Source organism: Caulobacter sp. SRI_008, assembly GCF_057586355.1.
Genome location: NZ_JBYCZS010000039.1, coordinates 1 through 20211 on the forward strand (window position 1 = coordinate 1; position 20211 = coordinate 20211).

The window sequence follows — 20211 nt, forward strand, 5'->3', positions numbered from 1 at the left end:
AGGGGAGAAGGCTCAAAGTTGTCGGCCGCTCAGCTTCTAATTCACCGCCCCTTGGCGCACGCCGTCCGGGCCAGGTCATAGGCCGCGAAGCCCTGCTCCTTGCCGGCGGCGTCGCGCATGACGATGCTCCAGGACAGCTTGTCGGCCTTGTGGCTCCAGCGATTGACGAAGCTGGAGCGGCCGTAGGGATAGGCCACCTCGAACCCGTCGGCGGCGACCGCGCCCGCCCCCAACGAAGCCCCGTCGCCGCCGAAGCTGTCGGCCCACAGGCCGACGATCGCGGCCGGCTCGCCCGCCTTGGTCGTGCGGCCGCCGAACAGCAGGTGGGCGGCGTAGGCGTCGGCCGGGTCGGCCTTGGCGTGGCTGTCGGCCTCGATCAGCATCATCGCGTCGCCGGCCACGGGCTTGACGGCCAGGGCGATGGTCACGGGCTTGCCCATCACCACCCCCTCGCCGCTCCAGCAACCCGCCAGGGCCTTCACCTCGGCCGGCGGGCCGACGGGAGGCTCTTCGGCCATGGCGACGCCGCCCGAAAGCGCCGAACACAGCGCAAAGCCCAGAACCACAACTCTCATGCTACTCCCCCTCATCCGCCGGCCACCGCCGGCGCGCTCGCGCCTGGATGGCAGATTCTCGCGCCCTGTCGCCACGGCGACGATCAAATCCTTGAACCGCAACCGCCGGCGCTCTTAAACGAGGCGTTCCTTCCCGTGCTCACGAGTCCCGCCGCCATGGACGAAAAGACCCGCCTGATCCGTTCGGGCCTGCAGGCCCAGTCGCTGGCGCGGACCGTCAACCCGCCGATCCAGCGCGGCTCGACCGTGCTGCTGCCCAACGCCGCCTCGCTGTACGATGACAGCCAGCTGACCTACGGCATCACCGGCCTGTCCTCGCCCGCCGCCCTGCAGGCGGCCCTGGCCGAGCTGGAAGGCTCGCCGGACGTGACGCTGTACCCCTCGGGCCTGGCGGCGATCACCGGAGCCATGATGGCCGTGCTGAAGGCCGGCGACGACGTGCTGGTGGTCGACAGCGCCTACAAGCCCACGCGCCGGTTCTGCGACCGCTTCCTCACCCGCTTCGGCGTCACCACCCGCTATTACGACCCCGCCCTGGACGCCGACGCCCTGATCGCCCTGGCCGGCCCGAAGACCCGGCTAATCCTGCTGGAGGCCCCGGGCTCCCTGACCTTCGAGATGCAGGATGTGCCGGCCATCGCCGCGGCCGCCAACGCGCGCGGCATCCTCACCTTGATCGACAACACCTGGGGCGCGGGCCTGCTGTTCAAGCCGCTGGCCCACGGGGTGACGATCAGCGTCCAGGCCCTGACCAAATATGTCGGCGGTCACTCCGACTGCTTCATGGGCAGCGCCACGACCATGGACCCGGTGATCGGCGACGAGCTGGGCAACGCCATGTGGGACGTCGGCTGGTCGGTGTCGCCCGACGACGCCTACGCCATGCTGCGCGGGCTGCGCACCCTGGCCACACGGATGCCGCGCCACGAACAGAACGGCTTGGCCGTGGCCCGCTGGCTGCAACAGCGTCCGGAAGTCGCCCGCGTGTTGCACCCGGCCCTGCCCGACGATCCCGGCCACGCAATCTGGAAGCGCGACTTCAGCGGCGCCTGCGGCCTGTTCGGCGTGGTGCTGAAGCCGGCCTCGCAGAAGTCGGTGCACGCCTTCCTCGACGCCCTGACCCTGTTCGGCCTCGGCTTCTCCTGGGGCGGTTTCGAGAGCCTGGCGATCCACTGCGACCCGCAACTGAAGAGCCGCTCGACGCCGTTGAACCTGGAAGGACCGCTGCTGCGTCTGCACATCGGGCTGGAGGATCCGTCCGACCTGATCGCCGACCTGGAACACGGCTTCGCGGCGCTGAAGGCCGCCTGACGGGAGCGCGGATCCGTCCGCGCACCGCTTATTTTCCGCGTCGCAACAATTGCCGCAGCTTCGCCGCAAACAAGGCGCGACTGCGGCCAAATCTCTGAAACTGCTGCTCGTTTCAGCAGATCGAGAGCTTGGCCACGGCTCGCGAAACGTGACCGTGGTTATATTTCCTTCGCATCGCAACCCATTGCCTGGGTGAGGGTTCTTCGCGCGAAAGGACCCTCGATGGACATACGCCTCGCCGACCGGCTTCCGCCTTGCAACATTCCCCACGAGGCGAGGCCGGACGCCTGGCTACCGCAGGAATCCGAGCTCGACATGCCCGTGCGGCCGCTGTCGGCGCCGCCCTCCAGGCGACGGCTGGCGCGCTCTCGCCAGCGGCGGCGGCTGGCGCTGGCCGCCTTCACCCTGCTGTCCTTCGGCTTTGGCCTGACGACCATGCTGGACGCCTTCGTGGGCGGCGGCGTCACCGTGCTGGAATGGATCGACGCGCTGCTGGTCGCTGCCCTGCTGGCATGGACCGGCTTTTCCTGCGCCGCGGCCCTGGGCGGCTTCCAGCTGGCGCTGAACCCCGACAGCTGGGAGCGGCGGCTGGACGATCCGCCGCCGCACCTGCGCAAGCGGGTCGCCCTGCTGGCGCCGATCTACAACGAGGACGTGGCCGCCGTGTTCGCCCGCATCGAGGCTATGCGCGCCGATCTCGACCGCGAGCGCCTGTCCTCGACCTTCGACGTCTTCGTGCTGAGCGACACCCGCGCCCCGGACATCGCCGAGGCCGAGCGCCGCGCGGTGCTGGCCGCCCGCGCCGGCCCCTCGCCCACCCGCCTCTACTACCGCCGCCGCGAGGCCAACATCGACCGCAAGACCGGCAACCTCGCCGACTGGGTCCGCCGGTTCGGCGGCGCCTACGAATGCATGGCGGTGCTCGACGCCGACAGCCTGATGAGCGCCCGCTCGCTGCGCCGCATGGCCGGGGCCATGGAGACCGACCCGACGCTGGGCGTCCTCCAGGCCGGCTCGACCATCGTCGGCCGCAACACCCTGTTCGGCCGGGCCGAGCAGTTCGCCGCCTGGGCCTACGGACCGCTGGCGACCTGGGCGCTGGCCTGGTGGAGCGGCGCCGAGGCCAACTATTTCGGTCACAACGCCATAATCCGCACGCGGGCCTTCGCCGAGTGCTGCGGCCTGCCGCACCTGCCGGGCAAGGCGCCGTTCGGGGGCGCGATCCTCAGCCACGATTTCGTCGAGGCGGCCCTGCTGCGCCGCGGCGGCTGGGCCGTGCGCATGGCCCCGACGCTGGAGGACGTGCACGAGGAGGCCCCGCCCACCCTGTCCGACATGCTGGTGCGCGACCGCCGCTGGAGCCAGGGCAACCTGCAGCACCTGGGGATCCTGGGCGTGAAGGGCCTGCATCCGGTCAGCCGCCTGCACCTGCTGCGCGGCGCCCTGGCCTATGCGCTGGCGCCGGTCTGGCTGCTGCTGGTGGTGCTGAGCGCCCTGCTGGCCGCCTTCCCTGTCCTGGGCGGCGCGCAGGAGGAACTCTTTCTCGAAGAAGGCGCGGGCGCGGCCTTCGCCGTGTCGCTGGGCTTCCTGGCCGTCCCCAAGCTGCTGGCCGTCGTTCTCGCCTGCATGGAGGGCCGCGCCGACGGCTTCGGCGGCGCCCGTCGCCTGTGGGCCTCGGTGGCGCTGGAGACCGTGCACTCGACCCTGACGGCGCCGACGGTGCTGTTCGGCCACGCCCGCTGCCTGCTCGACATCCTGGCCGGCCGCGACTCCGGCTGGGCCGCCCAGCGTCGTGACGTCGACAAGATGGCCTGGCGCGAGGCCTTGAAACGGCATGCGCCGGAGATGGTCGCCGGCCTCGCGCTGCTGGCCTGCGCGGCGATCGCCGGCCCGTCGCTGGGGATCTGGATCCTGCCGGCCGCCGTGGGTCTGCTGATCGCCCCGGCCGCGTCGGTGCTGACCGGCAGCGCCCGCTGGGGCGTGGCCCTGCGCAAGCGGGGCCTGCTGGTCGCGCCGTGCGAGCAGTCGCCCTCACGCCTGCTGCGCGAGGCCTACGGCCGCGTGGCCGGTCCGCAGCCGCGTCGCCGTGAGGACGAGGAAGAGGCCGCGGCCGCGATGGCGGCGGCATGAGCCCTCAGGCCCGGATCGCCTCTGCTTCGATCTGAGCCAACTCGGGCGTCCAGCGCAGGTCCTGGGCGCGGCGGGCGACGGCGCCGATGACGATCAGGACCGGGCCGCCGGTTCCGCCGGCCAGCAGTTGCGGCAGCGTGTCGAGACGACCCGTACGCAGGGCCGCGGCCGGATCCCCGGCCCGCTCCACGACCAGGGCCGGCGTGCTGGGCGAACGACCGGCCGCGATCAGGCGGCGGCCAAGTTCCGCGGCGGCTTCCCCGCCCATATAGACCGCGACCGTGGCCTCGGGATCCGAAGCGGCGGCCCAGTCTTCGATCACGTCGCCGCTGCCGACGCGGGCCGTGGTGAAGATCACCCGGCGGGCCTCGCCGCGATGGGTGAGCGGGAAGTTGAACTGCGCGGCGGCGGCGCTGGCGGCGGTGACGCCGGGCACCACCTCGACGCACACGCCATGCGCACGAAGAAACTCGGCCTCCTCGCCCACCCGGCCGAACACCGACGGATCGCCGCCCTTGAGCCGCACCACGCGCAGACCTCGACGGGCCAGACGCAGCATCAGGCGGTTGATCGCCTCCTGCTTCATGCTGGGCCGGCCCGAGCGCTTGCCGGTCAGGATCCGCACGCAGCCGGCCGGCGCCAGGGCGATCGCCTCGTCCGACACCAGGGCGTCGTAGAGCAGCGCCTGAGCGCCCTCGACCGCACGGGCGGCGCGCAGGGTCATCAGGTCCACCGGACCCGGACCAGCGCCGACGAGCAGAACGTCTCCCAGCGACACGTCACGCATCGGCGGTCTCCTTGGCCTTGAGGGAAGCGGCGGCGGCGATCATCCGGGCGATCTCCGGACGGCACGAGCCGCAATTGGTTCCGGCGCCGGTGGCCGCGCCGACCGCGTCGGCGGTGGTGGCTCCAGCCGCGATGGCGGCGTCCACGGCCTTGGCGCCGACCTTCAGGCAGGCGCAGACCATCGGACCCTTGTCGACCGGCGCGCCGGGCGGGCGGCCGATCAGCAGCGACGAGCGGTCCTGCGCGGACAACTGGTCGAGCGCGAACAGGTCGGCCAGCCAGTCGCGCGGCGGCAGGCGACCAGCGGCGGTCTGGAACAGCACGGCGACCAGCCTGCCGTCCTCGATCCAGGCCTCGCGACGCGATCCGGCGCCGGCGTCCTCGAACACGGTGGTCTCGCCCGTCAGGCCCTTGGTCAGGCGCTTGCGCAGAGCCTCGCGCTCGGAGGCGTCGCCTCGGCCGGCGAACTCGTGCAGCTGGGCGGCGTCCTGCGGGATGCGCCGCCAGACCAGATCGAGATTGGCCGGCGCGGCGATGCTCTCGCGGGTCAGGAAGAAACCCTTCCAGGTCTCGCGATAGGGACGCGCCCGGGCCGGGGTGTGCTTGAACTCCGGCTGGCCGGAGGTGGGGTCGAGGTTCGGCGCGATCAGGTGGTTGGACTTGCCCGACGGCGCGAAGGCGTCGGTCCAGTGCATCGGCATGAAGAGGCCGCCGGGCCGCTGGCGGTCGGTGACCTTGGCCAGGGCGACGGCCTCGCCGCGCACGGTGGAGACCCGCGTCAGGGTGCCGTCCTTGATCCCGGCGGCTTCCGCGTCACGCGGATGAATCTCGACGAAGGGCTCGGGCGCGTGACGGCAGAGGTCGGGGGCCAGGCCCGTGCGGGTCATGGTGTGCCACTGGTCGCGGATGCGGCCGGTGTTGAGCGACATCGGATAGGCGTCGCTGACCGCGTCGGCCGGCCCCTTGGGATGGACCGGAACCATCCGGCCGCGAGCATCGGGCGTCTGGTAGCGGCCGTCCACGAACAGGCGCGGCGTCCCCTGCCCGGTCACACGGACCGGCCACTGGATCGGGGCCATGGCGGCGTAGTCGTCGGGAGTCATGGCGGCCATGCCCGTCAGGTCGAGCAGGCGCGAGCCCTTGTTCTCGTAGGCCGTCAGGCGCGCCCACTCGCGGAAGATCGAGGCCTGCGAAGGCCAGCCGAAGCCGTCGAAGCCCATGCCCTGGGCGACGTCGGCCATGATCCGCCAGTCGGCGCGGGCCTGGCCCGGCGCGGGGAACAGGGCCCGCTGGCGCGAGATGCGGCGCTCGGAATTGGTGACCGTGCCGTCCTTCTCGGCCCAGGCCAGGGCCGGCAGCTTCACATGGGCGTAGGCCGTGGTGTCGGTCTCGACGCAGTCGGAAACGACGACGAACGGGCACGCCTCCAGCGCCTCGCGCACCGCGTCGGCGTCCGGCAGGCTGACGGCGGGATTGGTCGCCATCACCCAGATCGCCTTGATCTTGCCCGACCGCACGGCCTCGAACATCTCGACGGCCTTGAGGCCCGGGGCGCGAGCGGTGTCGGGCGCGCCCCAGAAGCGGGCGACGCGGTCGCGGTCCTCGGCTGCGAAGTCCATGTGGCCGGCAAGGGTGTTGGCCATGCCGCCCGTCTCGCGCCCGCCCATGGCGTTGGGCTGGCCGGTGATCGAGAACGGGCAGGCGCCCGGCTTGCCGATCCGGCCGGTGGCCAGATGGGTGTTGATGATCGCCAGGCCCTTGGCGACGCCCTGGGCCGACTGGTTGGAGCCCATCGAGAACAGGCTGACTGTCTTCGGGTGGGCGGCGAACAGGTCGTAGAAGGCCAGCAGGTCCTCGATCGCCAGGCCGCAGTCGGCGGCGACGGCGGCGGGCGACTGGTCGTCCTGGGCCAGCGCCTCGCGGACGGCGTCGAAGCCGTTCACGTGCTCGCGGATGTAGTCGAGGTCGAGCTGGCCGCGACGGTCGAGTTCGGCCAGCAGGCCGTTCCACAGCCGCACGTCGCTCTGCGGCGCCAGGGCCAGGTGAAGGTCGGCGCCCTCGGCGGTGTCGGTGCGGCGCGGGTCGATGACCACGTGCTTCTGGCCGCGGGCCTTGGCGGCCTCCAGGCGGCGGAACAGGATCGGATGGGTCCAGGCGGCGTTGTGGCCGGCGAAGACCACCAGGTCGGCCTCGTCGAGATCCTCGTAGCAGCCGGGCACCAGATCGGCGCCGAAAGCCTGCTTGTGGGCGGCGACGGCCGAGGCCATGCAGAGACGGCTGTTGGTGTCGATGTTGCCCGAGCCGATGAAGCCCTTCATCAGCTTGTTGGCGACGTAGTAGTCCTCGGTCAGCAGCTGGCCGGAGACGTAGAAGGCGACGCTGTCGCGGCCGTGGCGGGCGATGGTGTCGCGGAAGCGCTTGGCGATCAGGGCCGTGGCCTCGCCCCAACTGGCGACACGGCCGTTGATCGTAGGCTCCAGCAGACGGCCCTGCAGGCCGACCGTGGCGCCGAGGGCCGAGCCCTTGGAGCACAGCCGGCCCTTGTTGGCCGGGTGAGCGGCGTCGCCGGACACCGCCAGCGTCCTGCCGCCTCCCGCCGCGCCCGCGACGCCGCAACCGACGCCGCAATAGGGGCAGGTGGTCCTGACCGTCGCGATGACGCCGGAGCCGTCGGCCATGGCGTCAGTCCGCCATCACCGGCTGGGCCAGCAGGACGCGGCCGTCCTGCACCCGCACCGGCACCACCGGCGTGCAGCCCTTGCCGGCGTCGGCGCCGGTGGGATGGCCGGTCTTCAGGTCGATGACCCAGCTGTGCAGCGGGCAGGTCACGCCGTGGCCGTGGACGATGCCCTGGCTCAGTGGACCGTGCTTGTGCGGGCAACGGTCGACCAGGGCGAAGACCTGGCCGTCGCTGGTGCGGAACACCGCCACGTCGCCCTGCGCCGTCGCCACCCGACGCGAACCGCGCTCCGGGATGTCGGTGACGGCGCCGACGTCGTGCCAGGCCGGATCGATGTCGAAAGTCTGGATCGTCATTCCGCAGCCATCCCCATCGGAAGCGTCGCCATCGGCTTGAATTCACCGGCCTCGACGCCGCCCGAGGCGCGTTCGGCCCACGGGTCGACCTGGGCGGTCTCCTGCGACTTCACGAAGCGGGCGAAGAGCGCGGCGCGGTTGTCGAGGTCCTCGACGGTGGCGGCATGGATGGCTTCCAGGCCGATGCGGGCCATCCACTTGTAGATCCGCTCCAGGTACCAGCCGCCCTCGCGGTACATCTGCATAACCGCCGAGATCAGCTGGATCGCCTCTTCCTCGGTGGCGACCTTGGTCAGCAGCTGCGTGCCCTGGATGTGCAGGCCGGCGGCGCCGCCGACATGGATCTCGTAGCCGCTGTCGACGCAGATCACGCCGATGTCCTTGCAGGTCGATTCCGCGCAGTTGCGGGGGCAGCCCGACACGGCCAGCTTGACCTTGGCCGGCGCCCACGAGCCCCACATGAACTTCTCGAGCTTGATGCCGAGGCCCGTGGAGTCCTGGGTGCCGAACCGGCACCAGTCGCTGCCGACGCAGGTCTTCACCGTGCGCAGGCCCTTGGCGTAAGCGTGGCCGCTGACCATGCCCGCGGCGTTGAGGTCGGCCCACACCGCCGGCAGGTCGTCCTTCTTGACGCCCAGCAGGTCGATGCGCTGGCCGCCGGTCACCTTCACCGAAGGGATCGCGTACTTGTCGGCGACGTCGGCGATGGCGCGCAGCTCATCGGGCGTCGTCATGCCGCCCCACATGCGCGGCACGACCGAATAGGTGCCGTCCTTCTGGATGTTGGCGTGGACGCGCTCGTTGATGAAGCGCGACTGGCTGTCGTCCTTGTATTCGCCGGGCCAGGCGCACAGCAGATAGTAATTCAGGGCCGGGCGGCACGAGGCGCAGCCGTCGGGGGTGGTCCATTCCATGGCCTGCATGACGGCGGGCATGGACTTCAGGTCCTGGGCCAGGATCGCCTCGCGCACCACGCCATGCGGATGGTGCGTACATTTGCACATCGGCTTGGGGCCGGTCTGGGCCTTGAAGCCGTCGCCGAGCGTGGCGCGGATGACCTGCTCGACCAGCGGCGTGCATGAGCCGCACGAGGCCGAGGCCTTGGTGACGGCGCGCACGTCGTCCAGGCTGGTCAGGCCCTGGGTGGTGATGGCGGAAGTGATCGCCCCCTTGCAGACGCCGTTGCAGCCGCAGATTTCCTGCGTATCGGGCATGGCCGCAACGGCCGCACTAGGGTCCAGGCCGGACAGACCTTCCGTGATCGCCTGACCAAAGATGATCGTGTCGCGGATGTCGGCGACGTCGGTCCCGGCCTTCATCAGGTCGAAGTACCAGCCGCCGTCGGCCGCATCGCCGAACAGCACCGCGCCGGCGACCTTGCCGTCCTCGATCACCACGCGCTTGTAGACGCCGCGGCCGGCGTCGCGGAACACGATGTCCTCGCAGCCCTCGCCGCCGGCGAACTTTCCGGCCGAGAACACGTCAACGCCCGAGACCTTCAGTCGGGTCGACAGCACCGAGCCGGCATAGGCGCCGGCCCCGTCGGTCAGTTCCTCGGCCAGGGCCCGGCACATGTCCCAGATGGGGGCCACCAGACCGTAGCAGTTGCCGCGGTGCTCGACGCATTCGCCGACCGAGAACACCGCTGGATCGGAGGTGCGCATGGCGTCGTCGACGATGATGCCGCGATTGACCTGCAGACCCGAAGCCTTTGCCAGGGTAGCGTTCGGGCGGATGCCCACGGCCATCACCAGGATGTCGCAAGGCAGGGTGCGGCCGTCCTTCAGCTTCAGGCCCGTGACCTTGCCGTCCTCGCCGACGATGGCTTCGGAGTGGGCGCCGAGCACGGTCTCGACGCCGCGCTCCAGCAGGGCCTCGCGCAGCAGATAGCCGGCGCTCTCGTCGAGCTGGCGCTCCATCAGCACGTCCATCAGGTGGACGACCGTGGCGCCCATGCCCCGGCGGGCCAGGCCATAGGCGGCTTCCAGGCCCAGCAGGCCGCCGCCGATGACCACGGCGCGGGCGCCGGGCTTGGCCGAGGCGGCGATCATGGCGTCGACGTCGTCGAGGTCGCGGAAGGTCACCACGCCCGACAGGTCGGCGCCCGGCAGCGGCAGGCGGAACGGATCCGAGCCGGTGGCCAGGATCAGCTTGTCGTAGGCGACTTCCAGGCCGCCCTCGGCGATCACCTTGCGGGCTTCCAGATCGACTCCGGTGACCCAGCGGCCGGCATGCAGGGTGATGCCGTTGTCGCGATACCAGGCTTCGTCGTTGATGACGATGTCGTCGAAGGTCTTCTCGCCAGCCAGCACCGGCGACAGCATGATGCGGTTGTAGTTGACCCGCGGCTCGGCGCCGAAGATCGAGATCTCGTAGCGCGAGGGATCGCGCTTGAGGATCTCTTCGACCGCCCGGCACCCGGCCATGCCGTTGCCGATGACGACCAGCTTTTCCTTGGTCATGACTTTGCTCACTTGGAAAAGAGGATCAGACGCGAACCGGAGCGGCTTCGGCGCCGTGCAGGGTCGGCCAGACGGCGCGCCAGCGGGCCTTGAGGCCGTGCAGGGCGAAGAGCGCGAACAGCGCCAGGAGCGCGAAGCCGAGGAAGCCAATCTGGTAGTCGCCGGTCAGCTTCTTGGCGAGACCGAGGGTCGAGGCCAGGTAGAAACCGCCGATGCCGCCGGTCATGCCGATCAGGCCGGTCATGACGCCGATCTCCTTGCGGAAGCGCTGCGGGGCCAGTTGGAACACCGCGCCGTTGCCAGCGCCCAGGGCCAGCATCGAGAACATCAGCACCGCCAGGGCCAGCCAGTGCGAGGGCAGCTTGAAGCTGGCCACCGCCAGGCCGAAGGCGGCCAGGGCGTAGACGACGGTCAGGGTGCGCACCCCGCCGAAGCGGTCGGCCAGACCCCCGCCGACCGGGCGGATGAACGAGCCGGCGAAGACGCAGGCGGCGGTGAAGAAGCCGGCGATCACCGGATCCAGGCCGTACTCGGCGTTGAAGTAGATGGTCAGCGACGAGGCCAGGCCGACGAAGCCGCCGAAGGTTACGCCGTAGAGCAGCATCAGCCACCAGGCGTCAGGAACCTTCAGGACGTCGAGATACTCGGCCAGCTTCTTGGGCGCGGGCTGCTCGGGAGCGTCCTTGGCCAGCAGCATGTAGACGACGAAAGCCACAGCGAGAGGGATGGCGGCCAGGCCGATGACGTTCTGCCAGCCGAAGGTCTTGGCCAGCATCGGCGCGAACAGGGCGGCCAGGGCCGTGCCCGAGTTGCCGGCGCCGGCGATGCCCAGGGCCAGGCCCTGGTGCTCCTGCGGATACCAGCGCGAGGCCAGCGGCAGAGCGACGGCGAAGGAGGCGCCGGCCACGCCCAGGATCACACCCAGGGCCAGGACCTGATTGTAGTTGTGCACGCCCAGCAGCCAGGCCGTGACCAGACCGCCCAGCACGATCAGCTGGCCGAACATGCCGGTCTTCTTGGGGCCGATGCGATCGACCAAGATGCCGTTGACGAGGCGCAGCAGGGCGCCGGCCAGCACGGGAATGGCGACCATCAGGCCCTTCTGGGCCGGGTCGAGCCCGAAATCCTTGGCGATGGCCACGCCCAGCGGGCCCAGGATCACCCAGACCATGAACGACAGGTCGAAATAAAGGAACGCGGCGAACAGGGTCGGCGTATGGCCGGCCTTGAGGAAGTCACGAGAGATCATGATGCGCCTCGGAGTGTTGCGTGTCTGCAAGAGCGAGGCGTCGTCGCCTCGTCGGGTGACCGCATCCGAGCGGTCGTCTCTGGCAGCCACGGACGCCGTTGTCCGAAGGCTTGAGCTAACAGAACAACGGTCCGGGGACGGATGTCACGAACCGAAGAGGCGCCGCCCTGCACAACGTCGCCACAGCATGATTGCTCAGCAAAAGGGCGCCGACGGCGCCCAGGCATTGTGCAGATGCGAGAGGTGAAAGCGCCTCAGGCGCGAGCGCGGCCGATCGAAAACCCAGCGGCGTACCGGCCGGCGAGCGTGGAATCAAAGGCCGGTCCCTCGAATAGCGGCGCCAGCGCCGGCGGGCCGTCGTCGAACACCTGGGCGGGATCGACGACAGGACCCGCGGTCAGGGCGGCGGCGCGGAACATGTCCGGGCGATAGACCGCGTCGGCCGCCGCCTCGAGATCGATGTCGGCCGCGACCTGCCCCCAGCGCACCATCTGCGACAGGAACCATAGGGCATGCTCGCGGCGCGGCAGGCCCGCGCCGTCGCGGTGGAAGACGATCTCGTCGTTCAGCGCGCGGGCCAGGGCCTCGGGCGCGACGCCGACGTGGTCGGGGCGGGCCAAGAGGTCGATCAGGTCCTGGCGGTTGGTGGGATCGTCGGCCCAGGCCGAGGCGCGGATCATCGCCCGCAGGGCGGCGCGCAGTTCGTCCGGATAGTGGTGAGCCCAGGCCTCGGTGACGCCGAACACCTTATCGGGACCGCCCGGCCAGAAGGCCGAGGCGCTGATCAGCACCTCGCCCAGGCCTTCGAGCACGGCCACGGCGTTCCAAGGCGCGCCGACGCAGAAGCCGTCGATGTCGCCGGCCCGCATCTGCTCGACCATGCGCGGCGGCGGGGTGACGACCAGGCGCACGTCACGGTCCGGGTCGATCCCGGCCTGCGCCAGCCAGTAGCGCAGTTCGTAATTGTGCATCGAGTAGGGAAACACGACCGCGAAGGTCAGGGGCGACAGCCCCTGCCCCGCCCGTTCGGCGATCACCGGGGCCAGGGCCCGGGCCGAGATCGGCTGCTCGGCCATCGCCTCCGGATCAGCCGCGCGCATGGCGTCCGCCAGGGCGGTCGAGACGGTGATGGCGCTGCCGTTACGGTTCAGAGCCATGGGGGCGATCAGCGAGGGGCCGACGTCGAGCGTCAGACCGCCGGTCGCGCCGGCCGCCGCGGCCAGGGCCATGGGCGCCAGCATGTGGGCGCCGTCCAGCGCGCCGACGGCGACCTTGTCACGGATCGTCGCCCAAGAGGCCTCGCGGCTCAGAGAAACGTCGAGCCCTTCCTCGGTGAAGAAGCCGAGAGACTTGGCCACCACCAGCGGCGCGCAGTCGGTCAGAGGAATGAAGCCCAGCTTCAGATCGGCGAGCCCGCTCAAGAGGCGTCCCCCTTCAACACTCCCGCGAAAGCCAACAGGTCGGCGGCGATCGCGCCGATGGGCTTGCCGCGGTCCATGGCCAGCTTGCGCAGCAGGCGATAGGCGCCGTCCTCGTCCAGCCCCCGCTCCTTCATCAGCAGCCCCTTGGCCCGCTCGACCGTCTTGCGGGCCTCCAGGTCGGCCTTCACCTTGGCCAGGTCCCCACGAAGCTGCTGGGTCAGGGCGAAGCGGCTCATGGCCACGTCGAGAATCGGCCGGACGCGCGCCGGCGCCAGGCCGTCGACGACATAGGCCGCCACGCCGGCCCGCACGGCCTGTTCGGCCAGGCCCGGCTCGGAGCGGTCGACGAACATCACCACGGGACGCGGATTGGCCTGGCTGGCCTCGCGCAGGCTTTCCAGCGTGTCGCGATCGGGACTTTCGGCGGCGATCACCACCACGTCGGGCGCGAACTCGATCGCTTCGCGCTCGTCGAAGCGGGCCGAACGACGGACCTCCAGCGGGTGCACGCCCTCCAGCCCTTCGGCCACCAAGGCGGCGCGGGCCGGATCCGGATCGATGACGAGAACGCGCATGGCTATCGCCCTAAGGACCGCGACGGCGCGGGGGGAGCGTTTTGCGCCCATGGCCATGCTTGTACATAGTTCCGCTCAAGCATGAGGCGCCGTTGCATAGTGCTAGTGCAGATCAGGCCCGCCGCCTCTGCGACCAAGGGTGGCGCCGGCCTAATCGACAGCCAGGATCACGTCCGACAGCGCGATCAGCGCGTGGACGCCGGCGCCGGATTCGAAAGCCCCGGCGAGGTCCCGCGCGACCGTGGCGACCAGGGTCTTGCCCTCGGCCAGGGCGACGACGATCTCGCTGGCCGCCTCGCCGTCCTCGCGGTCGAGAACGACGCCTGACAGCCGGTTGCCCCCGGACGCGGCGGGCGGCTCGGCGGCCAAGCGTACGAAGCTCGACTTTATCAGGGCCACGGCGGGCCGCCCCACGGCCAGGCCCAGCTCCTCGGCGCTGCGGCGAGTGATCACCGAGGTGATCTCCAAACCGCCGCCCAGGGCCAGGCGAACCTCGACCGTGACGCCGGCCGGGGCCAGGGCCACGACGGTTCCGCGCAGCGCGTTGCGGGCGCTGGTGCGCAGGCCAAGGCTCCAGAAGAGCTCGGCGCCGTCTTCGGACGCCAGACCCGCTTCGAGCCGCGAAAGAGCCGCCCCGACCTCGCGCTCCATGTCGCGAAAGGCCTTGATGACCGCATGGCCGCGAGCGGTGACCTGGGCCGCGCCGCCGGACTTGCCGCCGGCGCTGGCGGCGATCAGGGGGGCGTCGAACAGGTTGTTGAGCGCCTGCACGGCGTCCCAGGCGCCCTTGTAGCTGAGGCCCAGGCGCTTGGCGGCGGCGCTGATCGAGCCGAGCTCGGCCACGGCCTCGACCAGGGCGATGCGCTCCAGGCTGACACGGGCCAGGGCCCCGCGCCTCAGGATCAGGCTGGCGCTGAGATCGCCCGCTTCGCTCATCGAGACGCCTTTCGACTCCATTCGCCCGCTTGTCGCCCGGCTGGCCTCGAAAAAACAGCCTGACAGCCGGCGAAAGCTCGTTATGTACTCACGATGCATAACCGCCGAACCGAGCCGCCGATGCCCCTCGCCCGCCACCCCCTGCTCGCCGCTATCGTGGCCGGAGCGCTGTCGCTGGTCGCCGGCGCGGCCTTCGCGGGCGAGACCAAGGTGGCGGTGGCCGCCAACTTCACCGAGCCGGCCAAAGCCATCGCCGAGAAGTTCGAGAAGGCCACCGGCCACAAGGCGACGCTGAGCTTCGGCTCGTCTGGCCAGTTCTACGCCCAGATCGCCAACGGCGCGCCCTACGAGGTCTTCCTGTCGGCCGACGTCGAGCGGCCGCAGAAGGCCGAGGCCGAAGGCCTGGCCGTGCCCGGTTCGCGCTTCACCTACGCCACCGGCCGTCTCGTCCTGTGGAGCAAGATCCCGGGCCTGGTCGACGGCAAGGGCGCGGTGCTGGCCAAGGGCAATTTCCAGAAGCTGTCGATCGCCGACCCGAAGGCCGCGCCCTACGGCCTGGCGGCGGTCGAGACGCTGACCAAGCTCAAGCTGCAAGACGCCCTGAAGCCGAAGATCGTCACTGGCGCTTCGATCACCCAGGCCTACCAGTACGTCCAGACCGGCGCGGCGGAACTCGGCTTCGTGGCCCTGTCGCAGGTGATCGACGACAAGGGCGGCTCGCGCTGGCTGGTGCCGAAGGCCGACCACACCCCGATCGACCAGCAGGCGGTGCTGCTGAAGACCGGCGAAAACAGTGAGGCGGCCAAGGCGTTCCTGGCCTTCCTGAAAGGCCGCGAGGCCAAGGCGATCATCCGCCGCTACGGCTACGAGGTGCGCTGACGGCCATGGCCGAGGTCGTCTGGCTGACCCTGAAGCTGGCCACGATCGTCACCGTGCTGCTGCTGGCGCTGTCGACGCCGCTGGCGTGGTGGCTGGCGCGGGGCCGGTCGGTTCTGAAGCCGGTGGTCGGGGCGCTCGTCGCCCTGCCGATCGTTCTGCCTCCGACGGTGCTGGGCTTCTATCTGCTGATCGCGCTCGGGCCGAAGAGCCCGCTGATGCTCCTGCTGGCGCCGTTCGGGGTGCGGACCCTGGCCTTCACCTTCGAGGGCTTGGTGATCGGCTCGCTGGTCTATTCCCTGCCCTTCGCCGTGCAGCCGCTGCGCAACGCCTTCCTGGCCATCGGCGACGAGCCGCTGGAGGCGGCCGCCACCCTGGGCGCGGGCAAGGCGGCGACCTTCTGGCGCGTGGCTCTGCCGCTGGCCCTGCCCGGCTACGCCGTCGCGGCCCTGCTGGCCTTCGCCCATACGATCGGCGAGTTCGGGGTGGTGATGATGCTGGGCGGCGGCATTCCAGGTGAGACGCAGGTGCTGTCGATCGAGATCTACCGCCTGGTCGAGAGCCTGGAATGGGACAAGGCCCACCAGTTGTCGGCCCTGCTGCTGGCCTTCGGCTTTCTGGCGGCGCTGACCTTGCTGCTGCTCGAGCGTCGGCGGAGCGCTCCGGCCTGAACGGGCGCTTCCCTATTTGGCACGCGGACGCTGGGCGACTGCCACGCCTGTGCTATTGACGCGCCTTCGCCCCCTCTCGGCCCGCCTTCGAGTTCCATCGCGCATGTCCGATCCCGCCGCTCCGAACACCGGTTCCGACGACGACGCCCCCAAGGTCGAGGAGACCGTGGAAGCGGTCGCTCCCGAAATGGAAGAGATCGAGGCGGCGCCCGCGACGGAAGCGCCCACCCCGGCCCCGCGCATTCCGATCTGGAAGCAGCGGCCGTGGCAGATCGGCGCCGGCGTCTTCGTCTTGGCCATCGTCGCGGTCGTGACCTGGCTCTTGTGGTCGCTGCCGCTGGGCCGGGCCCTGGAGCCGGCCAGCAACCCGACCATGGTGCTGATGGCTTCTGACGGCACGCCGATCGCCCGGCGCGGCTCGTACAAGGAGGCCCCGATCGAGGCCTCGAAGCTGCCGGCCTATGTGCCCGGCGCCTTCATCGCCATCGAGGACCGGCGCTTCTATTCGCACATGGGCATCGACCCGAAGGCGATCGCCCGCGCCGTGGGCGCCAACGCCAAGGCCGGCGGGGTGTCCGAGGGCGGCTCGACCATCACCCAGCAACTGGCCAAGAACGCCTTCCTCAGCAACGACCGCAATCTTCGCCGCAAGGCGCAGGAGGCGCTGATCGCCCTGTGGCTGGAGGCGCGGCTTTCGAAGGAAGAGATCCTGTCGCGCTACCTGTCGGCGGTCTATTTCGGCGAAGGCGCGTTCGGGCTGCGGGCCGCGGCCCGGCACTATTTCGACACCACGCCCGAGAAGCTCAGCGTCGGCCAGGCCGCCATGCTGGCCGGCATGGTCAAGGCCCCCTCGCGCCTGGCTCCGACCGAGAACTTCGAAGGCGCCCGCGAGCGGATGGACGTGGTGCTGGGCGCCATGGTCGAGACCGAGGTGATCACGCAAGGCCAGGCCGACAAGGCCAAGCGCGACATGCATCCGATCCCGCCGCGCGACAAGCTGCCGACCGGTTCCTACTTCGCCGACTGGGTGTTCCCGCAGGCCCGCGCCGCCTATGACGCCCGCTACGGCGAGACCATCGTCCAGACGACCCTGGACGCCAAGCTGCAGGCCAAGGCCGAGAAGATCCTCAACGACGCCATCGCCCGCGACGGCAAGGTGCTGAACGTCACCCAGGGCGCGATCGTGGCCATGCGCACCGACGGCCGGGTCGTGGCCATGGTCGGCGGCCGCGACTACAAGGCCAGCCAGTTCAACCGCGCCGACGCCGGCCGCCAGCCGGGCAGCGCCTTCAAGCTGTTCGTCTACCTGGCCGCCATCCGCCAGGGCATGACCCCGACCTCGCCGATCCTCGACGCGCCGGTCGACGTGCGCGGCTGGAGCCCGAAGAACCACGAGGGCAAGTACGCCGGCCGCGAAGTGCCGCTGATCACCGCCTTCGCCGGCTCGTCCAACGTGGCCGCCGTGCGCCTGGCCCAGCAGGTCGGCCGCAAGGCCATCGTGGCCACGGCCCGCGACCTCGGCGTCACCGAACCGATTCCCGACGACCTGACCCTGGCGCTGGGCACCGGGCCGATGAGCCTGGTGCAACTGACCAGCGCCTACGCCGCCATCGCCGCCGGCGAGACCCCGGTGGTGGCCCACGGCCTGGCCGACTGGAAGCCGTCGAAGAATCCTCGCGCCCTGTCGAAGGCCGAACTGGCCGGCATGCGCGACCTGCTGCGCTCGGCCGTGCACCGCGGCACCGGCGTGGAGGCCGCCATCCCCGGCGCCTTCGGCAAGACCGGCACGACGCAGGGTTATCGCGACGCGATCTTCGTCGGCTATGTCGGCGACCTGGTGATCGGCGTCTGGGTCGGCAACGACGACAACAGCGCCATGAACGGCGTGGTCGGCGGCGGCCTGCCGGCCAAGATCTGGAAGGCCTTCGCCCTGTCGGCCACCGGCGGCGCGCCCAAGCCGGCCGAAGACGACGCAACCACGGCCGCCGAGGACCCGAGCCTGGCCGAGCCGCTGCTCGGTCCCGACGGCCTGCCGCTGCAGCCGGAAGCCGCGCCGGTCGAGGGCCAGGCGCCGGTGGATCCGACGGCTCCGGCCCCGCCGGCTCCCGTGCCGGTTCCGGCGCCGGCGGCTCCTGCCCCGGCGGCCGAGCCGCGCGGCCCGACGAACCTCCCGTAACCCCTGATCGTCATCCCGGACGGCCGAAGGCCGATCCGGGACCCAGGGGACCGGGCGCAGCGATAAGGTCGAGCGCCCTGGCGACCGCCAACGCATTGCGGCGGCCCCTGGGTCCCGGCTCTACGCGCTGCGCGCTTCGGCCGGGATGACGAGCTTTGAGGGCGGAACGAAAAAGAGCGCCGGTCTTCACCGGCGCTCTTCGTCGTTTCAGCGATCCGCCGGAGTTCAGTTCAGGTCCAGCACCACCACCGACTTGGCCGGCAGTGTGGCGGTCAGGACGTCGCCCTTGATGGTCGCGCCCTTGAACTCGACCGGCTTGACGGCGTCGGGCTTGTCGAAGGTGTTGCGCGAGGACATTTCCGGACCGGTCAGGACGCGGCCCTTGGCGGTCTTGGCGGAAAGGCCGGTCAGCTTCACCGAGATGGTGGCGGTCTTGTTTGGGTCGACATTGGTCAGGGCCAGGTGGACGAGGCCGTCGGTTCCCTTGCCGGCGGTGGCCGTCACGGCCGGAACCGACGACTTGCCGATGGTGTACTGCGGCGCATCGATCTCGACCGGCAGATAGGTCGCGCCCTGGAAGGGCTTGTAGAGGTCGAACACCCAGTAGGTGGGCGTCAGGACCATCTTTTCCTTGTCGGTCAGGATCATCGCCTGCAGCACGTTGACCATCTGGGCGATGGCGGCCAGGCGCACCCGGTCGGCGTGCTTGTGGAAGATGTTGAGGGTCGTGGCGGCAACCATGGCGTCGCGCATGGTGTTCTGCTGGTAGAGGAAGCCCGGCTCGGTGCCCGGCTCGACGTCGTACCAGACGCCCCATTCGTCGACATAGAGCCCGACCTTCTTCTCGGGGTCGTACTTGTCCATGATGGCGCTGTGCTTGGAGACCAGCTCTTCCATCTTCTCGGCCTGGACCAGGGTGTCGCCCCAGGCCTGCTCGTCGAACACGGTGGCCGAGCCCTTCTTGCCCCAGTCGCCGGTCGGGATGACGTAGTAGTGCAGGCTGAGCGCGCCCATGTTCTTGGCCGCGCCCTTCATCAGGACCTCGGTCCAGTTGTAGTCCTGGGCGTTCGGGCCCGAGGCCACCTTGACCGGACGGTTGCCGCGCGGCGCGCGCACGAACTCGGCGAAGTTGCGGTAGAGGTTGGTGTAGTGCTCGGGCGTCATCTGCCCGCCGCAGCCCCAGTTCTCGTTGCCGACGCCGAAATAGTCGACCTTCCAGGGCTTGTCGCGGCCGTTGGCGCGACGCTCGTTGGCGATGGTCGACTGGGTGGGCGAGGTCAGGTACTCGAGCCACTGGCCCATTTCCTGCGGCGTGCCGGCGCCGACATTGCCGGCGACATAGGTCTTGGTGCCGATCAGCTCGGCGAAGTCCATGAACTCGTGGGTGCCGAAGCTGTTGGGCTCCTCGACGCCGCCCCACAGGACGTTGACGCGGACGGGGCGCTTGTCGCGCGGGCCGATGCCGTCGCGCCAGTGGTAGTCGTCGGCGAAGCAGCCGCCCGGCCAGCGCACGACCGGCACCTTCAGGGCCTTGAGGGCGTCGACCACGTCCTTGCGGTAGCCCTTGATGTTGGGGATCTTGCTGTCCTCGCCGACCCAGACGCCTTCGTAGATGCCGCGACCCAGGTGCTCGGCGAACTGGCCGTAGACCTCGGGCTGGATGACCGCGCCGGGCTGGTCGGCGCGCAGCGTCCCGCCGACCTTGGTCTGGGCGCCGGCCGCGCCGGCCGCCAGCAGCACCGCGGCGACGCCGCCCATCAGGGCGTGCTTCAGCATCTTCGAGTTCACTTGATTTCTCCCTCTCGTCGCCACGTGGCTCGGTCGCACGGATGTCGACACGGCACGTTGTTATTTGTCTGAGTATACTCGGGCGTACGGAGCGTCAATCGAGGCGGGGCGTCGTGTGGGGGCCAGCAATACAACGACATAGTCAGGCGGCGGAGGTTCGGGGCTTGTCGGATGATTTCCAGAAGCCCTTCTCCCCTTGCGGGAGAAGGTGGCGGCCGA

General features: G+C 70.3%; 15 protein-coding genes. 5 read left to right on the forward strand and 10 right to left on the reverse strand.

Annotated elements, in window-relative coordinates; genetic code table 11:
• Positions 1 to 41 precede the first annotated feature (41 nt).
• Complete coding sequence (locus tag AC2YHT_RS24240; protein ID WP_487292388.1) at positions 42 to 575, reverse strand: hypothetical protein; 534 nt, start codon at positions 573 to 575, stop codon at positions 42 to 44.
• Positions 576 to 731: 156 nt separating this feature from the next.
• On the opposite strand from AC2YHT_RS24240, the gene metC reads away from it, so the two are divergent.
• Together metC and mdoH are read left to right on the forward strand one after the other, a co-directional pair.
• Entirely contained in the window at positions 732 to 1886 is a 1155-nt protein-coding gene (gene metC, locus AC2YHT_RS24245) for a cystathionine beta-lyase (RefSeq protein WP_487292407.1), read from the forward strand.
• 222 nt (positions 1887 to 2108) lie between these two features.
• Positions 2109 to 4016: a glucans biosynthesis glucosyltransferase MdoH gene (gene mdoH / locus AC2YHT_RS24250; RefSeq protein ID WP_487292389.1), complete on the forward strand. Its 1908-nt coding sequence runs from the start codon at positions 2109 to 2111 to the stop codon at positions 4014 to 4016.
• Between the two features lie 4 nt (positions 4017 to 4020).
• Here mdoH and cobA read toward each other — a convergent pair whose 3' ends face one another.
• The 8 genes from cobA to AC2YHT_RS24290 all read right to left on the reverse strand — a co-directional run bounded on the left by cobA (position 4021) and on the right by AC2YHT_RS24290 (position 14481).
• Positions 4021 to 4803: a uroporphyrinogen-III C-methyltransferase gene (gene cobA / locus AC2YHT_RS24255; protein ID WP_487292390.1), complete on the reverse strand. Its 783-nt coding sequence runs from the start codon at positions 4801 to 4803 to the stop codon at positions 4021 to 4023.
• A complete protein-coding gene (locus tag AC2YHT_RS24260; protein ID WP_487292391.1) occupies positions 4796 to 7480 on the reverse strand; it encodes a molybdopterin-dependent oxidoreductase in 2685 nt (894 codons plus the stop codon). The genes cobA and AC2YHT_RS24260 overlap by 8 nt, the downstream gene beginning before the upstream one ends.
• Before the next feature lie 4 nt (positions 7481 to 7484).
• Positions 7485 to 7838 carry a nitrite reductase small subunit NirD gene (gene nirD, locus AC2YHT_RS24265; RefSeq protein WP_110121841.1) on the reverse strand — a complete coding sequence of 118 codons (354 nt, stop codon included), beginning with the start codon at positions 7836 to 7838 and terminating at the stop codon, positions 7485 to 7487.
• Positions 7835 to 10300 carry a nitrite reductase large subunit NirB gene (nirB, locus tag AC2YHT_RS24270; RefSeq protein ID WP_487292392.1) on the reverse strand — a complete coding sequence of 822 codons (2466 nt, stop codon included), beginning with the start codon at positions 10298 to 10300 and terminating at the stop codon, positions 7835 to 7837. The genes nirD and nirB overlap by 4 nt, the downstream gene beginning before the upstream one ends.
• A gap of 25 nt (positions 10301 to 10325) precedes the next feature.
• Positions 10326 to 11549, reverse strand: a complete 1224-nt coding sequence (locus AC2YHT_RS24275; protein ID WP_110121843.1) for a nitrate/nitrite transporter — start codon at positions 11547 to 11549, stop codon at positions 10326 to 10328.
• A gap of 254 nt (positions 11550 to 11803) precedes the next feature.
• Entirely contained in the window at positions 11804 to 12970 is a 1167-nt protein-coding gene (locus AC2YHT_RS24280) for a CmpA/NrtA family ABC transporter substrate-binding protein (protein ID WP_487292393.1), read from the reverse strand.
• The gene (locus AC2YHT_RS24285) at positions 12967 to 13545 is read right to left on the reverse strand and encodes an ANTAR domain-containing response regulator (RefSeq protein WP_110121845.1); all 579 of its coding nucleotides are present in this window, start codon (positions 13543 to 13545) and stop codon (positions 12967 to 12969) included. The genes AC2YHT_RS24280 and AC2YHT_RS24285 overlap by 4 nt, the downstream gene beginning before the upstream one ends.
• Before the next feature lie 150 nt (positions 13546 to 13695).
• Positions 13696 to 14481 carry a TOBE domain-containing protein gene (locus AC2YHT_RS24290; protein ID WP_487292394.1) on the reverse strand — a complete coding sequence of 262 codons (786 nt, stop codon included), beginning with the start codon at positions 14479 to 14481 and terminating at the stop codon, positions 13696 to 13698.
• 120 nt (positions 14482 to 14601) lie between these two features.
• Between AC2YHT_RS24290 and modA the strand changes: the two genes are divergently transcribed.
• The 3 genes from modA to AC2YHT_RS24305 all read left to right on the forward strand — a co-directional run bounded on the left by modA (position 14602) and on the right by AC2YHT_RS24305 (position 18204).
• Positions 14602 to 15360, forward strand: coding sequence for a molybdate ABC transporter substrate-binding protein (modA, locus tag AC2YHT_RS24295; protein ID WP_487292395.1), 759 nt, complete (start codon positions 14602 to 14604; stop codon positions 15358 to 15360).
• Positions 15361 to 15365: 5 nt separating this feature from the next.
• Complete coding sequence (modB, locus tag AC2YHT_RS24300; protein WP_487292396.1) at positions 15366 to 16028, forward strand: molybdate ABC transporter permease subunit; 663 nt, start codon at positions 15366 to 15368, stop codon at positions 16026 to 16028.
• A 103-nt stretch (positions 16029 to 16131) separates the two neighbouring features.
• Positions 16132 to 18204, forward strand: coding sequence for a transglycosylase domain-containing protein (locus AC2YHT_RS24305; protein WP_487292397.1), 2073 nt, complete (start codon positions 16132 to 16134; stop codon positions 18202 to 18204).
• A 225-nt stretch (positions 18205 to 18429) separates the two neighbouring features.
• Here the strand turns inward: AC2YHT_RS24305 and AC2YHT_RS24310 are convergent, their stop codons facing one another.
• Positions 18430 to 19992 carry an alpha-N-arabinofuranosidase gene (locus AC2YHT_RS24310; RefSeq protein ID WP_487292398.1) on the reverse strand — a complete coding sequence of 521 codons (1563 nt, stop codon included), beginning with the start codon at positions 19990 to 19992 and terminating at the stop codon, positions 18430 to 18432.
• Positions 19993 to 20211 lie beyond the last annotated feature (219 nt).